The sequence below is a fragment of the Pseudonocardia zijingensis genome, assembly GCF_042657305.1.
Lineage (GTDB): Bacteria > Actinomycetota > Actinomycetes > Mycobacteriales > Pseudonocardiaceae > Pseudonocardia > Pseudonocardia zijingensis.
This window is the reverse complement of sequence record NZ_JBHSKO010000010.1, coordinates 167018-191036: the sequence shown is the minus strand read 5'-3', so window position 1 is coordinate 191036 and position 24019 is coordinate 167018. Positions and strand designations below refer to the sequence as shown.

The 24019-nt window shown below is 72.9% G+C and carries 22 protein-coding genes; 8 read left to right on the top strand and 14 right to left on the bottom strand.

What is annotated here, in order from left to right; translation table 11 throughout:
- Positions 1-317: 317 nt before the first annotated feature.
- Positions 318-1055 carry an IclR family transcriptional regulator gene (locus ACFPL3_RS21170; protein ID WP_343945648.1) on the bottom strand — a complete coding sequence of 246 codons (738 nt, stop codon included), beginning with the start codon at positions 1053-1055 and terminating at the stop codon, positions 318-320.
- Between the two features lie 77 nt (positions 1056-1132).
- Here ACFPL3_RS21170 and ACFPL3_RS21165 point away from each other — a divergent pair, with 77 nt between their 5' ends.
- Positions 1133-2248 (top strand): cupin domain-containing protein, encoded by a 1116-nt coding sequence (locus tag ACFPL3_RS21165; protein ID WP_343945649.1) that lies wholly within the window; start codon positions 1133-1135, stop codon positions 2246-2248.
- A 16-nt stretch (positions 2249-2264) separates the two neighbouring features.
- Here the strand turns inward: ACFPL3_RS21165 and ACFPL3_RS21160 are convergent, their stop codons facing one another.
- On the bottom strand, positions 2265-3362 hold the full coding sequence (locus ACFPL3_RS21160) for an Lrp/AsnC family transcriptional regulator (protein WP_343945650.1): 1098 nt from the start codon (positions 3360-3362) through the stop codon (positions 2265-2267).
- A gap of 149 nt (positions 3363-3511) precedes the next feature.
- On the opposite strand from ACFPL3_RS21160, the gene ACFPL3_RS21155 reads away from it, so the two are divergent.
- Together ACFPL3_RS21155 and ACFPL3_RS21150 are read left to right on the top strand one after the other, a co-directional pair.
- Positions 3512-4009 carry a flavin reductase family protein gene (locus ACFPL3_RS21155; RefSeq protein ID WP_343945651.1) on the top strand — a complete coding sequence of 166 codons (498 nt, stop codon included), beginning with the start codon at positions 3512-3514 and terminating at the stop codon, positions 4007-4009.
- A 22-nt stretch (positions 4010-4031) separates the two neighbouring features.
- Positions 4032-5189 (top strand): CapA family protein, encoded by a 1158-nt coding sequence (locus tag ACFPL3_RS21150; RefSeq protein ID WP_343945652.1) that lies wholly within the window; start codon positions 4032-4034, stop codon positions 5187-5189.
- Here ACFPL3_RS21150 and ACFPL3_RS21145 read toward each other — a convergent pair.
- The 3 genes from ACFPL3_RS21145 to ACFPL3_RS21135 are packed head-to-tail and all read right to left on the bottom strand — an operon-like array spanning position 5129 to position 8560.
- On the bottom strand, positions 5129-6214 hold the full coding sequence (locus ACFPL3_RS21145) for a ketopantoate reductase family protein (RefSeq protein ID WP_343945653.1): 1086 nt from the start codon (positions 6212-6214) through the stop codon (positions 5129-5131). The genes ACFPL3_RS21150 and ACFPL3_RS21145 overlap by 61 nt on opposite strands.
- A complete protein-coding gene (locus tag ACFPL3_RS21140) occupies positions 6214-7338 on the bottom strand; it encodes a mandelate racemase/muconate lactonizing enzyme family protein (protein ID WP_343945654.1) in 1125 nt (374 codons plus the stop codon). Before ACFPL3_RS21140 ends, ACFPL3_RS21145 begins: the two co-directional genes overlap by 1 nt.
- 55 nt (positions 7339-7393) lie before the next feature.
- Complete coding sequence (locus tag ACFPL3_RS21135; RefSeq protein ID WP_343945655.1) at positions 7394-8560, bottom strand: LLM class flavin-dependent oxidoreductase; 1167 nt, start codon at positions 8558-8560, stop codon at positions 7394-7396.
- Between the two features lie 110 nt (positions 8561-8670).
- Between ACFPL3_RS21135 and ACFPL3_RS21130 the strand changes: the two genes are divergently transcribed.
- Positions 8671-9741, top strand: coding sequence for an oxidoreductase (locus ACFPL3_RS21130; RefSeq protein WP_343945656.1), 1071 nt, complete (start codon positions 8671-8673; stop codon positions 9739-9741).
- Positions 9742-9767: 26 nt separating this feature from the next.
- Here the strand turns inward: ACFPL3_RS21130 and ACFPL3_RS21125 are convergent, their stop codons facing one another.
- The 5 genes from ACFPL3_RS21125 to ACFPL3_RS21105 all read right to left on the bottom strand — a co-directional run bounded on the left by ACFPL3_RS21125 (position 9768) and on the right by ACFPL3_RS21105 (position 15135).
- Positions 9768-10769, bottom strand: a complete 1002-nt coding sequence (locus ACFPL3_RS21125; protein WP_343945657.1) for a TerC family protein — start codon at positions 10767-10769, stop codon at positions 9768-9770.
- A gap of 184 nt (positions 10770-10953) precedes the next feature.
- The gene (locus ACFPL3_RS21120) at positions 10954-12135 is read right to left on the bottom strand and encodes a M20 family metallopeptidase (RefSeq protein WP_343945658.1); all 1182 of its coding nucleotides are present in this window, start codon (positions 12133-12135) and stop codon (positions 10954-10956) included.
- Positions 12132-12905: an SDR family NAD(P)-dependent oxidoreductase gene (locus ACFPL3_RS21115; RefSeq protein WP_343945659.1), complete on the bottom strand. Its 774-nt coding sequence runs from the start codon at positions 12903-12905 to the stop codon at positions 12132-12134. Before ACFPL3_RS21115 ends, ACFPL3_RS21120 begins: the two co-directional genes overlap by 4 nt.
- On the bottom strand, positions 12902-14197 hold the full coding sequence (locus tag ACFPL3_RS21110) for an MFS transporter (RefSeq protein WP_343945660.1): 1296 nt from the start codon (positions 14195-14197) through the stop codon (positions 12902-12904). Before ACFPL3_RS21110 ends, ACFPL3_RS21115 begins: the two co-directional genes overlap by 4 nt.
- Entirely contained in the window at positions 14194-15135 is a 942-nt protein-coding gene (locus ACFPL3_RS21105) for a polysaccharide deacetylase family protein (protein WP_343945661.1), read from the bottom strand. Before ACFPL3_RS21105 ends, ACFPL3_RS21110 begins: the two co-directional genes overlap by 4 nt.
- Positions 15136-15262: 127 nt before the next feature.
- On the opposite strand from ACFPL3_RS21105, the gene ACFPL3_RS21100 reads away from it, so the two are divergent.
- Positions 15263-16534 (top strand): bifunctional 3,4-dihydroxy-2-butanone-4-phosphate synthase/GTP cyclohydrolase II, encoded by a 1272-nt coding sequence (locus ACFPL3_RS21100; RefSeq protein WP_343945662.1) that lies wholly within the window; start codon positions 15263-15265, stop codon positions 16532-16534.
- A gap of 92 nt (positions 16535-16626) precedes the next feature.
- Here ACFPL3_RS21100 and ACFPL3_RS21095 read toward each other — a convergent pair whose 3' ends face one another.
- The 4 genes from ACFPL3_RS21095 to ACFPL3_RS21080 all read right to left on the bottom strand — a co-directional run bounded on the left by ACFPL3_RS21095 (position 16627) and on the right by ACFPL3_RS21080 (position 20846).
- Positions 16627-17646, bottom strand: coding sequence for an alcohol dehydrogenase catalytic domain-containing protein (locus tag ACFPL3_RS21095; protein WP_343945663.1), 1020 nt, complete (start codon positions 17644-17646; stop codon positions 16627-16629).
- A 258-nt stretch (positions 17647-17904) separates the two neighbouring features.
- Positions 17905-18852 carry an alpha/beta hydrolase gene (locus ACFPL3_RS21090; protein ID WP_343945664.1) on the bottom strand — a complete coding sequence of 316 codons (948 nt, stop codon included), beginning with the start codon at positions 18850-18852 and terminating at the stop codon, positions 17905-17907.
- A 505-nt stretch (positions 18853-19357) separates the two neighbouring features.
- Positions 19358-19921 carry a TetR/AcrR family transcriptional regulator gene (locus ACFPL3_RS21085; protein ID WP_343945665.1) on the bottom strand — a complete coding sequence of 188 codons (564 nt, stop codon included), beginning with the start codon at positions 19919-19921 and terminating at the stop codon, positions 19358-19360.
- A gap of 76 nt (positions 19922-19997) precedes the next feature.
- Positions 19998-20846: a helix-turn-helix transcriptional regulator gene (locus ACFPL3_RS21080; RefSeq protein WP_343945666.1), complete on the bottom strand. Its 849-nt coding sequence runs from the start codon at positions 20844-20846 to the stop codon at positions 19998-20000.
- A 143-nt stretch (positions 20847-20989) separates the two neighbouring features.
- On the opposite strand from ACFPL3_RS21080, the gene ACFPL3_RS21075 reads away from it, so the two are divergent.
- The 3 genes from ACFPL3_RS21075 (at position 20990) to ACFPL3_RS21065 (ending at position 24014) form a co-directional block, all read left to right on the top strand.
- The gene (locus ACFPL3_RS21075) at positions 20990-21661 is read left to right on the top strand and encodes a DUF3159 domain-containing protein (RefSeq protein WP_343945667.1); all 672 of its coding nucleotides are present in this window, start codon (positions 20990-20992) and stop codon (positions 21659-21661) included.
- Positions 21662-21689: 28 nt separating this feature from the next.
- A complete protein-coding gene (locus ACFPL3_RS21070; RefSeq protein ID WP_343945668.1) occupies positions 21690-22646 on the top strand; it encodes an SDR family oxidoreductase in 957 nt (318 codons plus the stop codon).
- 129 nt (positions 22647-22775) lie between these two features.
- A complete protein-coding gene (locus tag ACFPL3_RS21065; protein ID WP_343945669.1) occupies positions 22776-24014 on the top strand; it encodes an IclR family transcriptional regulator domain-containing protein in 1239 nt (412 codons plus the stop codon).
- The last annotated feature ends 5 nt before the right edge of the window (positions 24015-24019 follow it).

Genomic DNA, 24019 nt, shown 5'->3' with positions numbered 1-24019 from the left:
ACCGGCTGAGGACCCCGAGGACGGCGGCTGACCTGCGAAGGTCAGCCGCCGTTCTCGGTTTGCGGGGCGCGGACGACCGGTGCGGCCCGCACACCACCCATGGCGCTCACGCACCGACTGCAACCGGTGTGCCGCCACCACAACCGATGTGCGAGCCACCGGCACCCGCCGCGAAGGCCCCATCCCGAGCCGCGACTCGGCGGCGCCGGCCGATCCGCGACTCAGCCGCTCCCCGTTCCGGACGAACGCCGGGATGCCGAACGAAACGGATAGCCTCTCCGCAACATTGGTGGAGAGGCTATCCGGTTGCACCGGTATCAGGCCTGCGGGAGATCCCGGGCGATCCGCTCCGCGGTGGCGGCGAGGAGCCCACCCCACTCCAGCAGCCGGGCGCGCCGGTACCGCGCCGTGGGCATGGCCAGCGAGACCGCGGCAGGTACCGCGGACCCGGGCACCACGCACCCGATCGCGGTGACGCCGACCTCCGTGGCCTGGTCGTTCACAGCGACGCCGTGGCGCCGCACCGCGCGCAGGCCGCGCAGGACGGCGTCGACGTCCCCCACCGGCGGGTCCGCGCTGCGGCACACCTCGCGGACGTCCGCGTCGGGCAACGTCGCCAGGACGGCGCGGCCGCCCGAGGCCAGGTGGGCCGGGAGCACGCGCCCCTCGCGGTCGCCCACCCGCAGGACCTGCGCGCACTCGACCGACGCGACGAACCGCACCTCGGAGCCGACGACGACCACGAGGTTGCTCGTCTCGTTCGTGTGCGCGGTGAGCGCCTGCAGGTGGGGCAGGGCGACGCGGCGCAACACGGCGACGGGTTCCGGTGCCGGGGGGCGGCGCAGGAGCGGGCCCGCGACGTAGCGGCGGTCGTCGTCCTGCTCGGCGAAGTCGCGGTAGACGAGCATCGCCAGCAGCCGGTGCGCCGTGGACCGGGCGACGCCGAGCCGCGCGGCGGCGTCGGTGACGCGCAGCGGGCCCTCCTGCTGCAGGAGCGTGGCGAGGCGCAGGGCGTGGTCCACCGACTCGATGCCGTACGCCGGCTTGTTCTTCACGACAGAACAGTATCGGCCGACGTGCAGAACAGCACTAGCGTTCCGAGCAGGCCGATCAGCCCCAGGAGGAGGCATCCATGACCGCCACCGTCTCGCCGGTCACCCTGCACGCAGGCGACGGGCCCGGGCAGCCGGACCCGACGCCCGAGCTCCACGCGCTCTACCGCGGCTTCGAGCAGGAGCTGCTGGTGCCGCTGTGGACCGAGATCGGCGACCTGATGCCGAGCAGCCCGCGGCCCGCGGCACTGGCGCACCGCTGGCAGTGGGCGAACCTGCTGGCGCTGGCCGAGCGGTCCGGGCAGCTGGTCCCGGTCGGGCGCGGCGGCGAACGCCGGGCGATCGCCCTGGCCAACCCCGGCCTCGGTGGCGCCCCCTACGCCACCCCCACGCTGTGGGCGGCGATCCAGTACCTCAACCCCCACGAGGACGCCCCGGTCCACCGGCACACCCAGCACGCGTTCCGCTTCGTGCTCGAGGGCGAGGGGGTGTGGACCGTGGTGGACGGCGACCCGGTCGCCATGCGCCGCGGGGACTTCCTGCTCACCCCGGGCTGGCGCTTCCACGGCCACCACAACCAGGCCGACACCCCGATGGCGTGGCTCGACGGCCTCGACATCCCGTTCGTGCACCACACCGGCTCGGCGTTCTTCGAGCTCGGCCCCGACCACGTCGCCGACCGCTCCACGCCGGCCCGCTCGCGCGCGGAGCGCCTGTGGGCCCACCCCGGCCTGCGGCCGGTGTCCCAGTCGGGACCGCAGGTCTCCTCGCCGGTCGCCGCGTACCGCTGGGAGCACACCGACGCCGCGCTGCGCGACCAGCTCGACCTCGAGGCCGAGGGCCATCCCGGCGTCGTCGAGCCCGGCCACGCCGCCGTCCGCTTCAGCAACCCCACCACCGGCGGCGACGTCATGCCGACGATCCGCGCGGAGATGCACCGGCTGCGCCGCGGCGCCACCACCGCCACCCGGCGCGAGGTCGGCTCCGCGGTCTGGCAGGTGTTCGAGGGCGCCGGCGCCGTGCGGGTGGGCGAGCACGAGTGGGAGGTCGGCCGGGGCGACCTCGTCGCCGTGCCGTCGTGGCAGCCGCTGACGATCAGCGCAGGCACCGACCTGGACCTGTTCCGCTTCTCCGACACCCCCGTCTTCGAACGGCTGCACGCCGACCGCGTGCAGGTGGACGAGGTGCAGTCGTAAGGAGGGATCGTCGGCGTCAGCTCGTGGCGCCGACGAGCTCCCGGACCGCGCGCCCGGCGGCGTCGGGTGACCCGGGCATGCTGGAGGGCCACAGCTCCAGCCAGGCCCGCTTCAGCGTGGTGAGGTGGGTGTTGATCTCGATGGTGCCGGACGAGGGCAGGGCCCCGAGGATCTCGGTCTCCAGCGAGTACAGCTCGCCGAGGTGGCGGATGTGCACGCCCGCGCAGAGGTTGTAGCGGCCCGCCGTGACCCACAGGTACTTCACCGACGGGTGCTTCACCAGCTGCTGGGCCGCGGCGTCGAGGTGGGCGCTGTCCACCCGCAACCACACCAGCAGCTCGGTGCTGAAGCCCACCATCGCCGCGGGCGCGACGACGTGGAAGTACACGCAGCCCTCCGCCACCAGCCGATCGATCCGGCGGGCCACCGTCGACTCGCTGGTGCTCCCGATCGACGCCGCGATCGACTTCGCCGGCCGCCTGCCGTCCTCGGCCAGCTCCGCCATGATCGCCTGGTCCAGCGCGTCCACCGTGACCGACGACTCCCACACCCGCTCCGCGCGCAGCACCGGGGCGGCGGCGGTGAGCTGCGCGCGCTCGGCCTCGGTGAGCAGCTCCTGCTCCCACGGGTTGACCGAGTAGAAGGAGTGCATCACGGTGAGCGTCTCGGTGCCGAGGATGCCGTGGATGTTGGGCAGGTCGTGGTTGAGCACGCGCACGAGCGCCTCGGACGAGGGCACCACGAACTCGGCCACGATGTCGGTCGGGCCGGTCACGCTCGTGGCGTACCGCACGTCCTGCCTGCTCCGGATCACGTCGGCCAGCCGTTCCCGTTCCCGGGGATCGCACGCGATGCGCACGAGCGCCGGGAATCCCAGCCCGGCCCGCACCACGTCGATGTAGCCGACCACCCGCACGAGGTCGCGCTCGATCAACCGGCGCCCGCGCCGGGCCACCGTCGGCTCACTGGCCCCCAGCGCGTGCGCGATGCCCTTCCAGGGCGCACGACCGCTGGTCTGCAGTGCCACGATGATCCGCCGGTCGAGCTCGTCGAGCTTGTACTCCCGCCAATCAGGGGCCGCATCTCGACGCTTATCCGCATCCCGGGGGGTCACGCTGCGAGGATACCGCGCCGACGTAGCCGAACCCGGGATCACGAATCGTCCCGCCCGGCGCACGATGCTGTCATATGCGCGGCACTCTTGCTAGATTGAGTCAGCACAACCGGCCTTGTTGCCGCACAGACTCACGAGCAGGAGGTACCGTGCTGACCCCGTGCACCGACCCCCGCCAGATCCGGGACACCTTCTCCGGGTTCCCCAGCGGGCTCGCGGCCCTCGCCGCGGTCGTCGACGACGTCCCGACGGTCCTGGTGGCCTCCTCGTTCACCGTCGGGGTCTCCCAGGACCCGCCCCTCGTGCTCTTCGCCGTGCAGCGCAGCTCCACCACCTGGCCGGTGCTCGCGACGGCGCCCGCCATCGGGGTGTCGGTGCTCGGCGCGGTCCACGCCGGCACGGCACGCAGGCTCGCGGGGCCGGACAAGTCGCGGCGCTTCGACGGCGTGCCGACCCGCGTCGAACCGAGCGGGGCGGTCTTCCTCGACGGAGCGCCGGTGCTGCTGGAGTGCAGCACCGAGCACGTCTACCCCGCGGGCGACCACGAGATCGTCGTGCTGCGGGTGCACGGGTGGGAGACCGACTTCACGCAGGACGCGCTCGTCTGGCACCGCTCCCGGCTCACCCCGCTCGCGCAGGCGAGCTGAACGCTCAGGAGGAGCGCGGACCGTGACCCACCCCCACCCGTGGACGCTCGGCGCGGTCGGCGACGTGTTCGTCCACCGTCCCGACCCGAGCACGGCCTTCGAGCACTCCCGCGAGCTCCTGGGCGCGGTCGACGTGCTGTTCGGCAACTGCGAGGGCGCCTACACCGACCGGCCGAGCCCGTCGCCCGGTGGCGGCTGGTCGGTGCTGTCGCCCGCGGGCCACGCCGACGCGCTGGGCCCGGCAGGGTTCGACGTGATGGCCGTGGCCAACAACCACGCCCTCGACGGCGGGTTCACCGGCCTCGAGGACACCCTCGGGCGGCTGCACGCGCAGGGGATCCGCACCGTCGGCGCGGGCGCCGACCTGGCCCGCGCCCGGGAGCCGGTGGTCGTCGAGCACGGGCCCACCCGTGTCGGCTTCGTCGCCTTCTCCTGCGTGCACCCGCCGGGCTACGCCGCCCGGGCCCGCACTCCCGGCGTGTCCGCGGTGCGCGTCGAGTCGCACTACCACCTGCCCGACGACGACCCCTACGCCTACATCGAACCGGGCGCCGTGCCGAAGGTGCGGACGTTCCCGAGGGCGGAGGACGCGGCGGTGGTCGCCGAGGCCGTCACCCGGCTCGCGGGCGAGGCCGACGTGGTGGTCGCGAGCTTCCACTGGGGCACGTCGCGCGAACCCGCCGTCCTCGCCGACTACGAGCGGATCCTGGGCCGGCTGGCCGTCGACGCCGGCGCCGACGTGGTGCTGGGACACCACCACCACCTGCTGCGCGGTGTGGAGTTCCACGCCGGCAAGCCGATCTTCTACGGGCTCGGGCACTTCGTGTTCGACCAGGTCACCGAGTGGAGCGAGGAGGAACTGGCCTACCTGCGCTCCCTCGGCGAATACGGGATCTATCCGCGCGACGGCTATCCGCTGCTGCCGTTCCACCCCGACGGCCGCCTGACGGTGCTGGCCGCGCTCGAGTTCCGCGGGAACCGGCTGGCCCGCGCCGGGATGGTCCCGTGCGTGATCTCCCCCGCCAACCACGCCGTCCCGGCGGCCCCGGACACCGCGGACGGGCGGCGGGTGCTGGCGTACGTGCGGCAGGTCTCGGAGCGGGCGGGCCTGCCCACCGGCTACGCGGAGGGGACGTTCACCATCGGCGGGTTCGCCGGGTTCGAGGCGCTCCCCCGCTGAGGCGCCCGCGCTGGTGCCGCGAGCTCGTGCAGGAGCCGCTCGCCCATCGCGACGTCGCCCGCCTCCAGCCGGGCGATGGCCGCCACCAGCTCGGGCAGCACTGCGAGCTCGACGCCGTGCGCGCCCGCCCGCTCCAGCACCGGCCCGAACTGGGCGGGCACCTCGGTGGGGCGCCGCCGCACGGCGATGTCGCGCCAGATCCCGCTGCGTTTCTTGTCGAGCGTGTGCAGCCAGGCGACGAGCGCGTCGGTGGCGCGGTCCGCCCGGGCCTCGTCGCCCCCGGTGTAGGCGGCGGGTTCGAACGCGTCGAACGGCTCCAGCGTCACGCCCTCGGCCGCCGCCACGGCGAGGACGTCGCGCACGGCCCGGTGCACCACCGCCCGGTGGCGGTCGACCAGCTCCGCCATCGGGGCGTCGGCCAGCGCGCTGGCCACCAGCATCGTGGCGTACCCCAGCTTCGACCAGAGGTAGCCCTCGACGTTCGTGCTCGACCGGGCCGGCCCCCACGCGGCGAGGTCGGCGACGAGCGCGTCGACCCGGGCCGAGGGCGAGCCGTCCAGCTCGCCGACGACGAGCGCACCCGGGCCGCCCGCCCCGATCACGCCCGGGGCGATCACGTCCGCGGCGAAGTTCACGAACGCCACGAGCGTGCGGTGCACCCCCACCCGGGCAGCGATGGTGTGGCCGTTCAACCCGTTCTGCACGGACAACACGTAGCCGTCGTCCGCGAGCAGCGGGGCGATCAGGTCCGCGGCCGCCGCGGTGGCCTGCGACTTGACCGCCAGCACCACCTTGCCGAGAGGGCCGCGGCGGGCCAGTTGCGCCGGCGTCACCGCGTCGACCCGCGCGACCCGGTCGGGGCGGTGCGGCGCGCGGACGGTCAGCCCACCGGACCGGACGGCGAGGACGTGCTCCGCGTCGGCGTCGACGACGAGGACCTCGTGGCCCGCCTGGGCGAGGTGCAACGCCAGCGTGCCGCCGATGGCACCGGCCCCGACGACCGTGTACGCGGTCGGTCCCGGCATCAGAGGTCCAGCCGGTGCGCGCCGATGTAGTCCCAGTCGAGCTCCCAGCCCAGACCCGACCCCTCCGGCAGCGGCAGGTACCCGCCCTCGGGCTTCGGCCGGTTGGTGATCAGCGACCACCAGAACGGGTCGCGGTCGGGGTGGAAGCACTCGGCGAAGGTGCCGTGCGGAACGCTGCCGATCAGGTGCAGGCTCACCTGCGGTTCCTCGTGGTGGCCCATCTCGACGTCGTAGGCGGTGGCGATCGCGGCGGCGCGCCGCCACGCCGTCGGCCCGCCCGACCAGGACGCGTCGAAGTTGCACACGTCGATCGCGCCCGCCTCCATGAGGTCGCGGCAGCCGCTCGGCGTGAGCTCGGTCTGCCCGGCCGCCACCGGGATGCCGCCGATCGCCCGGACGTCGCGCAGGCTGCGCCGGTCGTTGTGCCAGCGGACGGGCTCCTCGAACCAGCGGATGCCCAGCGGCCGGATCAGCTCGCACAGGCGCACGGCCTGGGCCACCGTGTAGCCCTGGTTCGCGTCGATGCAGATGGTGAAGTCCTCGCCGGCCGCCTCCCGCGCCGCCGCCACGCGCTCGGCGTCGACCTCCGGGCTGCGGCCACCGACCTTGAACTTGACCCCGGCGAGGCCGAGCACGTCGCGGTAGTACGCGATCTCCTCGGCGATCGGGCCGAGCGGTTCGCCGTAGTAGCCGCCGATGGCGGTCATCGGGACGCGGTCCTGCGCGCCGCCCCAGAGCCGCCACAGCGGCTGGCCCAGCGCCTTGCCCACGGCGTCCCAGATCGCGGTGTCGGCCGCCGCCAGCGCGACCAGCCCGATGCGGCGGTCGCGGAGGATGTCGAAGGTCACCGGGTAGAGCGCGGCCCAGCACTTCTCGGTGCCCATCGCGTCCATGCCGACGAGCACCGGCGCGATCTCCTCGCGGAGCACGCGCACGATCTCGGCCGCGGTCGCGTCTTCGTCACCGACGTAGGCCTCGCCCACGACGCCCTGGTCGGTGATCAGCCGCACGACGACCGTGGCGCGGTGGGTCATGTGGTAGTAGCTGCCGCGGAACTCACGGGCCAGCGGGGCTCGGACGGGGATCACCTCGAGATCCCGGACGGTCAGGGGCGTCAGGCTCACCACGGCTCCTCTCAGGTCGGGTACAGGATGGACGGGTGCGGGTCGGCCGGGCCGCTCACCACGCCCGGCCGCGGTCCTCGGGCGCGGTCCACAGCCCGGCGTCGCCGACGCGCCGGAACGCCTTGCCCATGAGCAGGAGCTCGTCCACCGACCAGGTCAGCGGGCAGACCTGGTAGCCGCGCAGCCCGGTGGACCGGTGCACGTGGATGAGCTGCTCGGCGACGTCGTCGACGCTGCCCACGAGCACCGTGGCGCCCGCGGCCACCCCGATGCTGCGCGCCGCGTCATCGAGCTCCCCACCGTGGGTGGCCTGGTAGGTGCCGCTGCGCTCGAGGAACGAGCGCGCCCAGCCGCGGGCGGCGTCCATGTCGAGGGTCTCGACGAGGTGGTCGTAGCGGTCCTGCGCCTCCTGCCGCGACGCGCCGACGACGATGCCGATGGAGCCCAGGAGGTTGACGGTGAGCGGGTCGCGCCCGCGGGCCTCGGCGCGGGCGGCCAGGGCCTCGACCGGGCCGCGCACCTTGTCGAGGTCCTCCACCACGGTGAAGAAGCCGTAGTCGCAGGCGTCGGCGATGAAGTCGAGCCCGTCCTCCGAGACGCCCGCGTTGAACAGCAGCGGCCGCTCCTGCAGCGGGAACGGGCCCATCATCGAGCCGGCGAAGTCGTGGTACCTGCCGTGGTACTCGACCCGCTCGCCCCTGGCGTCCCAGATCTTCTGCACGGCGTCGAGCGTCTCCCGGGCCTGCGCGTACCGCTCGGCGTGGCCGAGGGGCTCGTGGCCGAGGAACGCGTCGTCCTTCGTGCCGGGCACGATGTTCCAGCCCCAGCGGCCGCCGCTCAGGTGGTCGAGGTTGGCGCCGATGCGCGCGATCACCCCGGCGGGCAGGTACTTGGTGTGGATCGTCGTCGCCACCCCGATGTGCCGGGTGGCGGCCATCAGCACCGGCGCCCAGACGGGGGCGGACAGGCGCGGCTCCCCGTGGCCGATCCGGACGTTGTGGCCACCGTGGCCGACGTAGCCGTCGGCCATGAAGAGGAAGTCGAAGCCCGCGGTCTCCGCGGCGCGGGCGAGCTCGGACTGGACGCCGACGTCGAGCACCGGCGGGTTCATGCCGGCGGCCACCGCCGAGGTCAGGTACGGGGTCTGCGAGTTGAACCACATCAGCCCGAACCGCACCTGGCCGTCCGGACGGCGCCTCCGCACCGTGCCCGCGTCAGACATGATCACTCCTCGATTTGCTGCTGGACGACAACCGTAGCAGCGTTCATGCTATATGCAGTCATCTCATCGGTCTACTATGATTGCATCAGTCAACTTGGAGGGCATGGGTGATGGTGACGACTGCCGCGGCGTGGACCCCGCTCGAGCTGAGGGAGGTGTCGGTCCCGAACCGGGTGTGGCTCTCCCCGATGTGCCAGTACTCGACCGACGGCTCCGGCGTGCCCACGGACTGGCACCTGGGCCACTACATCTCGCGCGCCGTCGGCGGCGCGGGCCTCGTGATGGTCGAGTGCACGGCCATCGCGCCAGAGATGCGCACCACCGGGCGCGACCTCGGGCTGTGGAGCGACGACCAGGTGCCCGGGCACGCGCGGCTCGTCGACGCGATCCACTCGGTGGGCGCGGTGGCGGCGGTGCAGCTGGGCGCGGCGGGCCGCAAGAGCTCGCACGACGTGCCGTGGGAGAACCGCGGGCAGCGCAGCGCGGTGCCCCCGGAGCGGGGCGGCTGGCAGCCGATCGCGCCCTCCACGATCCCGTTCGCCGACCTGGCGGTACCCACCGAGATGGCCGACGCCGACGCGGAGCGGGTGGTCGAGCAGTTCGCGGCGGCCACCCGGCGGGCCCACGCCGCCGGCTACGACGTGGTCGAGCTGCACGGGGCGAACGGGTACCTCATCCACACGTTCCTCTCGCCGCTGGCCAACCTGCGCGGCGACCGGTGGGGCGGCGCCCTGGAGAACCGGATGCGCTTCCCGCTGGAGGTGGTCGCGGCCGTACGGGCCGCGTGGCCCGACGGCAAGCCGCTCCTGGTGCGCATGCCCGCGGCCGACCTGCTCGAGGGCGGCCTGACCACGGACGAGACCACCGTCTACGCGTCCCGGATGGCCGCGGCGGGCGTCGACATGATCGACCTGGCCTCGGGCGTGCTGACCCACGACGCACCGCGCGGCGACGAGCCGCTGCACAACGCGCGCTTCGGCCCGCAGATGCGCGCCTCCGGTGCGCTGGTGGCCGCGTCCGGGCTGATCACCGAGGCGGCCCACCTGGAGGCCGCCGTGCCGGACCTCGTCGACGCGGTGCTCGTCGGCCGGGCGATGCTGCGCGACCCCTACTGGCCGCTGCGCGCCCGCGGGCTCGAACCGCGCCAGAGCTGGCCCGTGCAGTACCACCGCGCCTTCTGAGTAGCCGCACCTTCTGAGGCCCCGGCCTACGGGGTGCGGGCCGGGTCGCGGCCGTCCCGCACCCCGTCCGTGCGCCGGCTCGCCACGAGCGAGGCGGCGACGGTGACCACGAGTACGCCGAGGATCAGGCTCAGCGACAGCTCGGTGCTGAACTCGTACACCGGGACCGGCTCGCCGCCGTTGACGAACGGCAGGGTGTTCTCGTGCAGGGCGTGCAGCACCAGCCGCACGCCGATGAACCCGAGGATCACCGCGAGTCCGTACGACAGGTACACCAGGCGGTCGAGCAGCCCGTCGATCAGGAAGAACAGCTGCCGCAGCCCCAGCAGCGAGAACGCGGTGGCGGTGAAGACCACGAAGGTGTTGCGGGTGAGGCCGAAGATCGCCGGGATCGAGTCGAGCGCGAAGAGGATGTCCGTGCCGCCGATCGCCACCATCACCAGCAGCATCGGGGTCATCACCCGCCTGCCACCGACCACGGTGAACAACCTGTCGCCGTCGTAGTGGTCGGACGCGCGCAGGTGGCGGCGGGCCAGCCGCACGGCGAGGTTGTCGGCCTCGTCGCGGCCCGACGACCCGCGCCGGAGCAGGTTCACCGCGGTGATCAGCAGGATCAGCCCGAACAGGTAGAACACCCAGGCGAAGGTGTTGATCAGCGCGGCGCCGACGAAGATGAACCCGGTCCGGGCGATCAACGACAGCACGATGCCGAACAGCAGCACCTTCTGCTGGTCGGCGCGGGGCACGCGGAAGCTGCCCATGAGGACGAGGAAGACGAACAGGTTGTCCACCGAGAGCGCCTTCTCGGTGACGTACCCGGCGAAGTACTCGGCGCCCATCGCCGGACCGCCGAACACCCACACCCCGGCGCCGAAGAGCACCGCCACGCCCACGTAGAGGGCCGACCACACGGCCGCCTCCCCCAGCGTGGGCACGTGGGACCTGCGGACGTGCACGACGTAGTCGAACACCAGCAGGGCGACGATCCCCGCGATCGTCAGCCACCAGGCCGCAGCCGGCACCTCCACAAGAGCCTCCTCGAGCGCGGTGCACGTGGTTCCCGATCGCCCGGCCCCCACTGTGGACGAGCGCCGCCCGCGGCGCGCTCGGATCCGCGTGACGCGGGGTCCCGCGGGGCCGGAGCCCGGCCCGGGGACCCCGCTCCACCTGCGGATATGCAGCTTCGGAACTGACCAATCCAGTGTTGGTGGCTCACCCCGGACCGGCCCCCAGCGCGGCGAGCACGCCGGTGGCGATCGCCACCCGGTCGACCGAGGCGGACACCGCGATGAACTCACCCGGCGCGTGCGGGTGGCCGCCCACCGCGCCCATCCCGTCCAGCACGGGCACGCCGAGCGCCGCCGCGAAGTTCCCGTCGCTCCCGCCCCCGACGGCGACCTCGCCGAGCTCCCGGCCGAGCAGCGCGGCCACGTCCCGGGCGATCCGGTAGGGCGCCACCGTCAGCTCGGACCGCTCCATGGGCGGGCGGTTCCAGCCGCCCGTCAGCTCGATGCGGGCGTTCGGGTGGTGGGGCCGCACGGCCGCCAGCGCGGCGTCGATCCGCTCCATCTCCGCCACCCGCGCGACCCGGACGTCGATCTCCGCGTTCGCCTGCGCCGCGACGACGTTCGACCGGGTGCCACCGGCGACGACGCCCACGTTCACCGTGGTGCCGGCGGACAGGTCGGTCAGCCCGTGCAGGGCCACGGTCAGGCGGGCCAGCTCGTCGACCGCGCTGACGCCCTCCTCGTAGTGGTTGCCCGCGTGCGCCGCCCGGCCGTGCACGGTGGCGAAGAACCGGCCGATCCCCTTGCGCTCGGTCTTGACGCAGCCCTGCTCGCTCGGTTCGAAGAGCATCACGAGGTCGGACCCGGCGGCGTAGCGCTCGATGGTGGCGCGCGAGGCCTCGCTGCCGATCTCCTCGTCGCCGGTGTACACGATGCGCACGGTCGGTGCGGGCAGGCCGGCGGCGCGCAGCGCGGCGAGCGACCACACCGCCTGGATGCACCCGGCCTTCATGTCGAAGATCCCCGGGCCCACCGCCGTGTCACCGTCGAGCGCGTAGGGCCGGCCCGCGAACGTGCCGGCGTCCCAGACGGTGTCGTAGTGGCAGAGGAACGTCACCACGGCGGCACCGGTGCCCGCGTAGGTCAGCACCAGCACGTCGCCGCGCTCCCCGCCGTCCACGAGCTCGACGGCGTCCGGCGCGCCGACCACCTGCTCGGTGCGCTTGCGCAGCCAGTCGAGCCCGCGGCCGAGCAGCACCTTGTCGGTGCTGGGGGTCTCGAGGCGCACCAGCGCCTCGATGTCGGCGACGATCTCCCCGGACCGGTCCCGGACCCACCGGTCGACGGCCGCCAGGGCCTCCCGGCCGGGCAGCACCGCGTCGCTCACCAGTCCTCCCCCGCGTTCTGCAGGGGCAGCGCGGCGTTGCCTGCCGTGGCCCCGCCGTCCACCCGCAACACGCTCCCGGTGACCCACGACGCCTCGTCCCCGGCGATCCAGTGGACCGCGTTGGCGATGTCGCCGGGGTGCCCGGGCCGGCCCATCGGGTTGCCGGTCAGAGTCCGCAGGTACTCGGCCGACACCCGGTTCACCGGGCTGTCCACGGGGACGAACCCGGGGCTCACCGCGTTCACCCGGATGTCGGGGGCGAGCTCGATCGCCGCATTGCGGACCATCATCTCCACGGCCGCCTTCGACGTCGTGTAGTGCGCGGCGCCGGGGCGGGCCCGCGTGGCCGCCCCCGAGCTGATGGTCACCACCGAGGCGGTGCGGTCCGCGTCCCGGGCGAGCCGGGCGAGCGCCACGGTGAGCTGCATCGGTGCGCGCAGGTTCACCGCCATGACCTCGTCCCAGCGGGCCGCCGTCATCTCGATGAAGCGGTCGACGGGGATGTACGCAGCCACGTTGACCAGGACGTCGACGGGTCCGGTCGACTCCCACACCTGCGGGATCAGCTCGTCGGTGGCCGTGGCGTCGCGCAGGTCGGCCACCACCGTGGTGGCGGTGCCCGCGGTGACGAACGGCTTCATCGCGGACTCCAGGTCGTCCGGGCGGAAGTCGACACCGACGACGGTGTCGCCCTCCCGGCAGAAGCGCTCGGCGATCGCCGTGCCGATGCGGCCTGCTGCCCCGGTCACGAGCACTCGGCGCGGGCTCATGAGGTGATCTCCTTGCGGTAGGTCTCCGGCAGCGTCAGCGCCACGACCAGCGCGATCGCCCCGGCCACGGAGAGGTAGACCCAGATGAGGTCCGCCATGCCGAGGGCGAACAGTTGCGTGGTGACGTACGGGGCGGTGCCCCCGAAGATGCTCACCGCGAGCGCGAACGGGATGCCGCTGGCCGCCACGCGGATGCTGGTGGGGAACAGCTCGTTGTACATCGTGGTGAAGGTGCCGGAGAAGATCGACAGCACGGCCACGCCGAGCAGGTTGGCGAGCAGCACCGACGTGAACGTCGTGCCGATCAGCGAGAAGAGCGGGTACGGGATCAGGACGTAGAGCACCGAGAAGGCGATCAGGCACGGCTTGCGCCCGACCCGGTCGGTGAGCAGGCCCGCGACCGGGATGAGCGCGCAGTACACGGCCACCGCGCAGCTGTTCGCCAGCAGTGCGGTGCTGATCGGGATGCCGGTCGTCGTGTGCGCGAAGGCCGCCATGTAGTTCAGGAACATGTAGTTCCCGATGGTGCCGGGGATGGTCAGCAGGAAGATCTGGAGCAGGCGCACCCGGTGGGTCCGGAACGCCTCGCGCCGGATGCGCTTGCGCTCCGCGGCGTCGAGCCGCACCACCTCCTCGGCCATGCGCGCGTCGGCGACGTGGCGGCGCAGGTACAGCGCGATGAACCCGAAAACCGCGGCGAGGAGGAACCCGAGCCGCCAGCCGTAGGCGTTGAGCGCCTCCTCGGGGAGAAGCGAGGTGATCAGCGCCGCCACCAGCGACGCCGCGAGCAACCCCGCGCCCGTCGACATCTGCTGGAAGGAACCGAAGAACCCGCGCCGGTGGCTCGGCGCCGACTCCACGAGGAACGTCGCCGCGCTGCTCGCCTCGCCACCCGCGCCGAGGCCCTGGGTCAGCCGCGCGAGCAGCACGATGGCCGGAGCCGCGACGCCGATGGCCTCGTAGGTGGGCACCACCGCGATCACCAGGGAGCCCAGCGAGGTGAGCGTGATTGCAACCGTGAGCACGAACTTGCGCCCGCGGCGGTCGGCGATGTTGCCGAAGAGGATCGCCCCCACCGGCCGGGCGAGGAAGCCCAGCGCGAACGTCGCCATCGACAGCAGCACCGCCACCGTGGGGTCGGAGGACGGGAAGAGCTGCCTCGCGAACACGGTGGTGAGCGCGGTGTAGATGGCCCAGTCGAAGTACTCGATGCCGTTGCCCAGCGCGACGGCCACGATGACCTTCCGCTGGGTCCTCGCTGCGGGGCCCGCGGGGGCCGATGTCTCGGTCATGTCGATGGTCCCTCGTGTCGGGGCAGTTCGTGTCGGGGCAGTTCGAACGCGTCGATGAGGTGGTCGGCGACCTGGCCGTGGGTGGCGAACCAGACGTCGCCGTGGCGGGCCATGTGGGCCACCAGGTCCTCGAGCACGGCCATCCGCGACCGGTACCCGATGACGTGCGGGTGGCAGATCAGCTGGTAGACCCCGCCCTCGCGGTAGGCGGCGTCGAACTCGTCGAGCTGGATCCGCAGCCACTCCCGCGGCGACGTGTACGGCCGCGCGGATCCGTAGCGGTCCATCGTGAAGTAGGGCGCGTCGTCGCGGATCCACTCCATCGGGATCTCGACGATCCCGGTGGGCTCGCCCTGCGCCAGGATCTCGTAGGGCTGGTCGTCGGCCATCAGCGACGAGTCGTAGATCAACCCGGTCTCCTGGATGATCGTGAGCGTGGCGTCGGAGAAGTCCCCGCTCGGCGTCCGGATCCCCCGCGGCCGCTGGCCGGACACCTTCTCCAGCGTGTCCAGCGCACGGAAGGCGAGCTCGCGCTCGTTCTCCTCGGGCAGGAGCAGGTTGCGCTCGTGGATCCAGCCGTGGGCACCGATCTCGTGGCCCGCGGCGGCGTAGCTGCGGATCTCCTCGGGGTGCAGCAGGGCCGACACCGCGGGCACGAAGAAGGTGGCCGGCACCCGGTAGCGCTCCAGCAGGTCCAGGATGCGCCGCGATCCCCGCCGGGAGCCGAACTCGCCGCGGGCGAGCAGGCCCACCGACGTCTGCCCGTCGCGCAGCGGGATCGTCTCGTGGTCGGAGTCGAAGGACAGCGCCACGGCGGCCTTCGCGCCGCCCGGCCACCGCTCGGGGCGCAACTCGTCGCCCGCCCGGATCTTCAAGACGTGACTGCGCCAGAGGTCCTCGGGCCAGGCCCAGGGCGCGTCGTCGGCAGGGTCGGTCATGTCACCCCTTGGATGTGATGGCGCTTAATGGCACGATGGACCGTACAGATGGCGGATGCTCTCGCGCAACGCCTCACAGTTTCAGGAACATGTCAAACTAGCCACTCATCCGACCCGGGAGCCGACGATGACGCACACCACCGACGTCCAGGGGGCCGCGGTCTCCGAGCTGCCGGGCACGGCGGCGGTGCAGCGTGCCGTGGCGGCGCTGGCCGCGGGCCGGATGGTCGTGGTGACCGATGACGCCGACCGGGAGGACGAGGGCGATCTGGTGGTGGCCGCGGAGTCGGTCACCGCGCAGCAGGTGGCGTTCGTGGTGGCGCACTCGACCGGGATCGTGTGCGCGCCGATGCCGGCCGAGCGGGCCGACGCGCTGGGGCTGGCGCTGATGGTCAGCGACAACACCGACGCGCACGGCACCGCCTTCACCGTCACCGTGGACCACATCGGCACCGGCACCGGGGTATCAGCCACCGACCGGGCGGCCACCCTGCGGGCGCTGGCCGATCCCGGCACCCACCCCGGCGAGCTGCGCCGGCCCGGGCACGTGTTCCCGCTGCGCGCCCGCGAGGGCGGGGTGCTCGCCCGGGCCGGGCACACCGAGGCCGCGGTCGACCTGTTGCGCCTGGCCGGGCGCGAACCGGTCGGCGTGATCGCCGAGCTCGTGGCCCCCGACGGGTCGATGGCCCGCGGCCGCACACTGCGCGCCTTCGCCGCCCGCCACGACCTGCCGGTGCTGGCCATCGCCGACCTGGTCCGCTACCGGCGGGCCACCGAACGCTACGTCCAGCACATCGCCACCTCCGCGATGCCCACCGTGTTCGGCGAGTTCCGGGCGATCGCCTACCGGTGCACCGTGGACGCCACCGAGCACCTCGCCCTCGTCCACGGCGACGCCGCCGCCGCCTCCCGCAGCCCACGCGGAGCACTGGTGCGTGTGCACAGCGAGTGCCTCACCGGCGACATCATCGGCTCGCTGCGCTGCGACTGCGGCACCCAGCTCGAACAGGCCATGCGCGCGATCGTCACCGAAGGAGCGGGTGCGATCGTCTACCTGCGCGGCCACGAGGGCCGCGGGATCGGCCTGGCCCACAAGATCCGCGCCTACGCCCTGCAGGAAACCGGGCTGGACACCATCGACGCCAACACCGCCCAGGGCCTGCCCGTCGACACCCGCTCCTACGGCACCGGCGCCCAGATCCTCACCGACCTCGGCATCACCCGGCTGCGCCTGATCACCAACAACCCCGCCAAGTACGGCGGACTCGACGGCTACGGCCTGCACATCCTCGACCGCGTCGCCCTGCCCGCCACCCCCACCCCGCACAACCTGCGCTACCTGCGCACCAAACGCGACCGCATGGGCCACGCCATCGGCATCGAGGACAGCACCGGCTGACCGCTCCCCGGTGGAACAGGAGGACCTCCGGCCGATTGGCCGGAGGTCCTCCGTTTCCTGGGGGCGGGAGCCGCTCAGCAGGTGATCACCGCTCAGTACGTGATCACGGCCTTGAAGCGCACGTCACCCGAGCTCGCCCGGGCGTGGGCCTCCTCGGCGCGCTCCAGCGGGAAGGTCTCGATCACCGGGGTGACCGCGCCGCTGGCGACGATGTCGAGGGCCTCGACCAGGTGCTCGATCGTGTTGTGCGCCGAGCCGATCACCTGGTAGCTGTTCGAGGTCAGCGCCAGCGCGGGCAGGTTCAGCTCGTCGGTGCCGATGCCCATCAGCACCACCTTGCCCCACGGCTTCAGGCCGTTCATCGCGTCCGCCACCGCGCCGTGCGAGCTGTTGGTGTGCAGCAGCACGTCGGCCCCGCCCGCCGCCTTCAGCGCGGCACCGTCGGCCACGACCTCGTCCGCACCCAACTGGCGGGCGGTCTCCACCTTGTCGGGACTGTGGGTCAGCGCCGTGACGTGGAAGCCCGCGGCCTTGGCGAACTGGATCGCCAGGTGCCCCAGGCCACCGATGCCCGACACCGCCACCCGCGCGCCCGGCTTCGGCTCGGCCCGACGCAGCCCGGCCCACACCGTGTAGCCGGCGCAGAGGATGGGCGCGGCCGACTCGTAGGACACCGCGTCGGGGATGATCACCGTGCCGCCCGCGTCCACCGCGACGTACTCGGCGTGGCCGCCGTCGACGGTGACACCGGTGAGCGTCGGGTTGGCGCAGTTGGCGGCCGACACGAAGCTGTTCGGGTGCTCCTCGCGGCAGAAGTCGCAGACGCCGCAGAACTTCTGGGCCATGATCACCCCGACCCGGTCACCCACCTTCCGCTTGGTGACACCCTCGCCCACGGCGACGACCTCACCGGCCGCCTCGTGCCCCGGGACGATGGGGAAGTCCCGGAACGTGAGCACGCCGTCGGAGATCCACAGGTCGGTGCCGCAGATCCCACAGGCGTGGACCCGCACCAGGACGTCGTTGGGGCCGACCTCCGGCACGTCCCGGTCCTTCAGCTCCCACCGGCCCTTCGGCTCGGCGACGACGACCGACTTCATCTGTCCAGGCATTCCGAACTCCTTCTTCCAGCCCGTGCTGGAGGTGGATGGGGAAACACGAAGAAGAGGCCGAGAACTGGGCGGGATCCGGGGACCCGCAGCCCCGGCGCTCAGTTCCTCATTGCGATGGTGATCCTGGCGCACACAACGCCGTGATCGCATGTCTCCGCGCCGTCCGACCAACCGCCCGCGGGCGGAAAGCGCATCCGCGGGCGGCCGTCAACTGGACGTATGCGGAAACGAATGCCACACATCCATCTTTGGACGCCGTCACGTGCCGAGCGCACCCCGCAGCACGCGGACGGCCTGCTCGAGCGCGGCGGTGGCAGCCCCGGTTCCGCGCAGGGGGTTGAGCATCAGGAAGTCGTGCAGGATGCCGTTGTAGCGCACGCTGGTGGTGGGCACGCCCGCCTGCGTCAGCCGGCGGGCGTAGGCCTCCCCCTCGTCGCGCAGCACGTCGTTCTCGCCGACCACCACGAAGGCGGGAGGCAGGCCCGCGAGGTCGTCCAGGCTCGCCCGCAGCGGGGAGACGGTGATCTCGGCGCGCTTGCCGGCATCGGGCAGGTACGCGTCCCAGAACCAGGCCATGGCCTTGGCGGTGAGGAACGGGCCGTCCGCGAACTCGCGGTAGCTCGTGGTGTCCTGGGCGGCGTCGGTCACCGGGTAGTACAGCGACTGGTGCACGAAGGTGACGTCGCCGCGCTGCTTGGCCAGCAGCGTGAGCGCGGCACCCATGTTGCCGCCGACCGAGTCACCCGCGACGGCCAGCCGCGACGGGTCGAGGCTCTCGCCGGCGCCGTCCCGGCCGATCCACTGCGCCGTGGCGTAGGCCTGCTCGACCGCCACCGGGTAGGTGACCTCCGGGGACCGGTCGTACTCCACGAAGACCACCGCGCAGTCCGCCCCGACGGCGAGCTCGCGGACGAGCCGGTCGTGGGTGCCCGCGTTGCCGAGGATCCAGCCGCCGCCGTGGACGTACAGCAGGGCCGGCAACGGGCCCGCCGTGCCGGCGGGCTTCACGATGCGTACCCGGACGTCCCCCACGGCCGCGGGAACGGTGATCCACTTGTCGTCGACGTCGGGCTTGTCGATCGGCGCGGCCTGGATGTCGTCGAGGACCTTGCGCGCCTTCTCGGGGCCGAGCTCGTAGAGGAACGGCGGCCTGGACGTGGCATCCGCGAGCTCCTGCGCCGCTGGTTCGAGGACGGGGCCGGTCATTGTTGCTACCACCTTTCTCCGAAGTGGACGAGCGGGCGGAATTCTGCGCGGCGGCGTGGCGCGCGTCACCACCCCCGCTCGATTCACGGCCAGAAAAAGGCCAGCACGACGATCAATTCACTGGCGTACACCTGGATGTATTCAGGAACGGATGCGAAGCATCCGATTGTGAAAGCTTGACCGGTTCCCGGGTTCCGCGGAACTCGACTGAGCCTGCGGCGGGCGCGCCGTTCCCGGCCGGCCGTCGCCGCGCCGCCACCCGGGCCCCGAGAAGCACCACACGGTCGCCACGCCCGCGGCGACGTACTGCTCGCCCCGATCAACAACTCCGAGCAGCACCCCACAGCTGTGTCAACAACACTCAGGTGCGGCTCGGCGCCGATCACGGCCCGGCAGGACGCCGGCCTCGGGAAGGTCCACACGGTCGCCGCACCCGCGGAGACGTACCGCTCACTTCGATCAACAGCCCCGGCCCGGCCGGGTGTCGCGGCGGCGCGCCTCGACCTCAGGCGGGCGTGCGGCGCAACCCGTCGAACAGCACCTGCACCATCGTGTCGGTGACGGCCAGGTCGTGGCGCATGTGCGCGACCGCGACGACCGTGTCCAGCACGGCGCCGAGGGAGACGTCGGCGCGCACCTCGCCGCTGCGCTGCGCCGCGGCGAGGAGGGGTTCGCCTGCGGCGATCACCCGGGAGCGGCTCTCGTTCAGCACGGGGCTGTCGCCGTCGGCCTCCGCCGACAGCAGCGCCGCCAGCGGGCCCTTGCGCGCGCCCGCGGCGTGGAACCGGCGCAGCCAGCCGAAGAACGCCTCGCCCGGGGTGTCGCCCTCGGCCGCCGCGGCGGCGTGGCAGATGTCGTCGACGACGGCGTGGTACAACTCCGCGATCAGGTCCTGGCGATTGGGGAAGTTGCGGTAGAGCGTGGCCATGCCGACTCCGGCGCGGCGCGAGATCTCCGCCATCGACGGCAGGTCACCGGGCTCGGCGAACGCCTTGCGCGCGGCCGCGAGGATCTTGGCGCGGTTGCGCTCGGCGTCGGCGCGGCGCGCGGGAGCGGACGGCGAGCTCACCAGCGACACCTCCCGGCCTCTAGCCGAACGACCACCCGCCAGCATACCGGACACCGTCTCCACTTCAGGTGCGCTCCTACCCGTCCGACCGCACCGTCTGGGTCCCGATGACCGAGAGCAGCTGCAACTTCTCGTGGCTCTCGCTGCCCGGGACCGCGGTGTAGACCATCAGGGAGTGCGACTGCTGGGGATCCAACAGCCGCTGGCAGTTCAGCTCCAACCGGCCGAGCTCGGGGTGCACGAAACGCTTGGTCTCGTGGGGGTGGATGCCGATCTCGTGGTCCTCCCACAGGGCGCGGAACTCCGCGCTCTGCGCGAGGAGGAGGTCGGCCAGGTGCGCGGCCCGGGATGCGGGGCCGCGCAGCGCGAGGATCCCCCGCAGGCCCGACGCGTACATCCGCGACAGGAACCGGTGGTCCTCCGGCGCGTACAACCGACGGGTGGCGGGGTCGGTGAACCAGCGGTAGCCGGAGCTGCGCGCGGGGCCGGTGAACCCGGTCGTGTCACCGGTGAGCGCGACGCCGAGCGGGCTCTGACACAACGTCTCGCCGAGTTCGGTGACGATCTCGGCGGGGGTGTCGTCGAGGCGGTCGAGGATCCGCAACATCCCGGGGTTGACGTGGTCGCTGTCCGCGCCCCGGACGGGCGGGTGGTGCCCGGCCAGGCGGAAGAGGTGGTCGCGTTCGTCGAGTGAGAGGTGCAGGCCCTGGGCGATCGAGGCGATCATCTGCTCCGACGGCTGCGGCCCGCGTTCGCGTTCGAGCCGGGCGTAGTAGTCGGTGGACATGTGGCACAGGGCGGCGACCTCCTCGCGTCGCAGCCCGCTGGTGCGGCGCCGGTGCCCGCGCGGGAGGCCGACGTCCTCAGGTTGCAGTGACTCGCGGCGGCGCCGGAGGAACGCCGCCAGTCCCGGCCGATCGATCACGGCCCGCCTCCTTCTCCCGGTGTACCCGTCGTTCCTACCGGCGGTGGGCGCGGCGAACCACGGATCGAGAGGTCGTGGTTGTCCGGCCGGCGACGGGCGAGTCTCGGTGGCAGCACCCGCCCCCCACACCGGAGGAACGACGCATGGACAGCGGAACGGCCACGGCGCCCCAGCACGGGCTCCCCGTCGACGACGAGCGCCCCACCCTCGGCTCGGCCACGCGCCGGGCCGTGCGGAAAGCGGGGGGCTGGACCGGGATCGCCGTCGCCGCCGCCCCCACCGTGGCGTTCGTCGCCGCCAACGCCTTCGGCGGGCTGGTGTGGGCGTTCCTCGCCCTCGCGGTGTCCGCCCCGGTGGCGTTCGGGGTGCGCCTCGCGCGCCGGGAGTCGCTCCGGGAAGCGCTGATCGGTCTCGTCGTCGCCGCCGTGTGCGCGCTGGTCGCCGCCTTCACCGGGGAGGCCCGGGCCTTCTTCCTCGTCCCCACCCTGCTACCCGCGGGGTGGACGTTGGCCTTCCTCGGCTCGGTGCTGATCGGCAGCCCGCTGACGGGGTTGGCGCTCAACCGCCTGTCCGGCGGGCCCCGCGGCTGGCGGCAGCACGCCCCGCTGCGACGGGTCTACACCGTCTCCTCCCTGGTCGCGGCCGGAATTTGCTTCGTCAACTTCACCCTCGGCGGGGTTCTCTACCTCGCCGACCAGCTGGCCGCGATGGCCGCCATGGACGTCGCCGTCATGCCGGTGCCGTTCGTGCTGGCCGCCTTCACCGTGGCCGCTGCCCGCCGCGCCATCCGCCGGTCGGCCGGGCCGGACCGGTAACGCAGACCCGACGACACAGGAGTACGCCATGCCACCCACCCGACCCGACATCACCGTCCCCGACCTGTCCGGGAAGCTCGCCGTGGTCACCGGAGCCAGCGACGGCTTCGGTCTCGGCCTCGCCACCAGGCTCGCCGCCGCCGGAGCAGAGGTCCTGCTCCCCGTCCGCAACCCCCGCAAGGGACACGCCGCGATCGGGAGGATCGCCGACCAGGTGCCCGGCGCGCACGTCTCCCTGCGCGAGCTCGACCTGTCCTCGCTCGCTTCCGTCGCCGCCCTGGGCCGAACCCTGCGCGACGAGGGCCGTCCGATCCACATCCTCGTCAACAACGCCGGCGTGATGGACCCCCCGGAGCGGCTGACCACCGTCGACGGGTTCGAGCTGCAATGGGGCACCAACCACCTCGGTCACGTCGCCCTCGTCGCGCACCTGCTGCCCCTGCTGCGCGCGGGACGGGCCCGGGTGACGACCCAGCTCAGCATCGCCGCCCGCTTCGGCACAATCAACTGGGACGATCTGAACTGGGAGCGTTCCTACCACAGCCGCCGCGCCTACGCGCAGTCCAAGATCGCGCTCGGGCTCTTCGCACTCGAGCTCGACCGGCGCAGCCAGGCCGGCGGCTGGGACATCACCAGCACCATCTCCCACCCCGGAGTCGCTCCGACCAACCTGCTCGCCGCCCAACCCGGCTTGGGCCGCGTCCAGGAGGTCCGCCAGTACCGCATGATCCGCACGCTGTCCCGCTGGCGCGTCATGGGCACGGTCGAGACCGCGGTGCTGCCGGCGCTGCTCGCCGCGACCTCCCCGGACGCCCGCGGCGGTCTGCTCTACGGCCCGAGCAGGTTCGGCGGCCTCTCCGGCGCCCCCACCGCGCAGCCCCTCTACCGCCCGCTCCGCAGCACCGAGGACGCCGAGCGCATCTGGCACGTCTCGGAGCAGCTGACAGCGGTGCCTCTCACCGCGCCGGAACCCCACGGCAGGTGAGGGTCGGCGTCGCTACGCTGGCGTTGATCGCGGCGGTCTCCCCGCTCCCCTGACGCGCAGCCGCCGGCGACGCGCCGGGACCACCCGCCGTATTACTGTGATACCTCGAAGCGGGTGGAAGGAGAGCGCGTGGCGGCACAACGGGTGCGGCACGTGGCGGCGCCACTGCGGTCCCAGGTGCTCGAAGTGTTCCGCCAGGACATCCTCGCGGCGGAGTTCGAACCCGGGGAGCGGCTGGTCGAGGCGCGGTTGTGTGCGCGCTACGAGGTGTCCCGCACGGTCATCCGCGAGGTGCTGCGGCAGCTGGAGTCCGAGGGGCTCGTCACCATCGTGCCCAACCGCGGGCCGGTGATCACCGAGCTCACGGCGTTCGACGCGAAGGCGCTGTTCGAGGTGCGCGGCGCGCTGGAAGGGCTGGCCGGAGCCCTGTTCGCCGAGCGCGCCACCGCCGCGCAGCGCGAGCAGATGGGGCAGCTGATCCAGCGCCTCACGCGCACCTACGCCACGGTCGACCTGCCGGAACGGCTCGCGATGAAGGACGAGTTCTACGACATCCTCATCGCCGGCGCGGTGAACCCGGTGATCGAGTCGACGCTGCGCGGCATCCACGCCCGCGTGCAGATGCTGCGCGGGCTGTCCATGCAGGCCGAGCGGCGCGCACCGGAGACGGTGCGCGAGCTGGCCGCCATCCACGAGGCCGCGGCCGTGCGCGGTGACCCCGACGCCGCCCGGGAGGCGTGCGAGCTGCACGTCCGCAACGCCGCGGCCACCGCGCTGCGTGAGCTCGCCGCGCGGCAGCGCATCGTGGAGGCCGAGCGGGCGCGGCTGCGCGGGGCGGGCGCCGAGGGGCTGCAGGAGGTGGCGGCGCCCGTGCTCAAGCGCCTCGCCACCGAGACCGACGAGACCGTGCTGCTCGGCGTGCGGGACGGCGAGGACCTCGTCATCGTCGCGCGCGAGGACACCACGCAGGTCGTGCGCGTCTTCCTCGAGATCGGGGCCCGCGTCCCGCTGCGCGCCACCACCGGCGGGATGGCGATCATGGCGCGCCTCGACGAGGCCGAGGTCGAGGAGATCCTGAGCCAGGAACTCACGGAGTTCGCCCGGTCCCCGCTGCCCGACCCCGCCGAGATCCGCGAGGAGATCGCCCGCACGGCGGAGCGCGGGTACGCGTTGCACGGCTCGTCGTCGTGGTACCGGCCGCACGTGGCCTCCATCGGCGCGGCCATCACCAACTCCGCGGGCCGGCCGGTCGCGGCGCTCACCCTCTCCGTGCCCGAGATGCGCTACGACCCCACCCGGGAGGACACCCTCGCGCCGCTGGTGGTGGCGGCGGCGGCCGAGATCAGCAGGCTGTTCTCGGCCACCTGATCCCG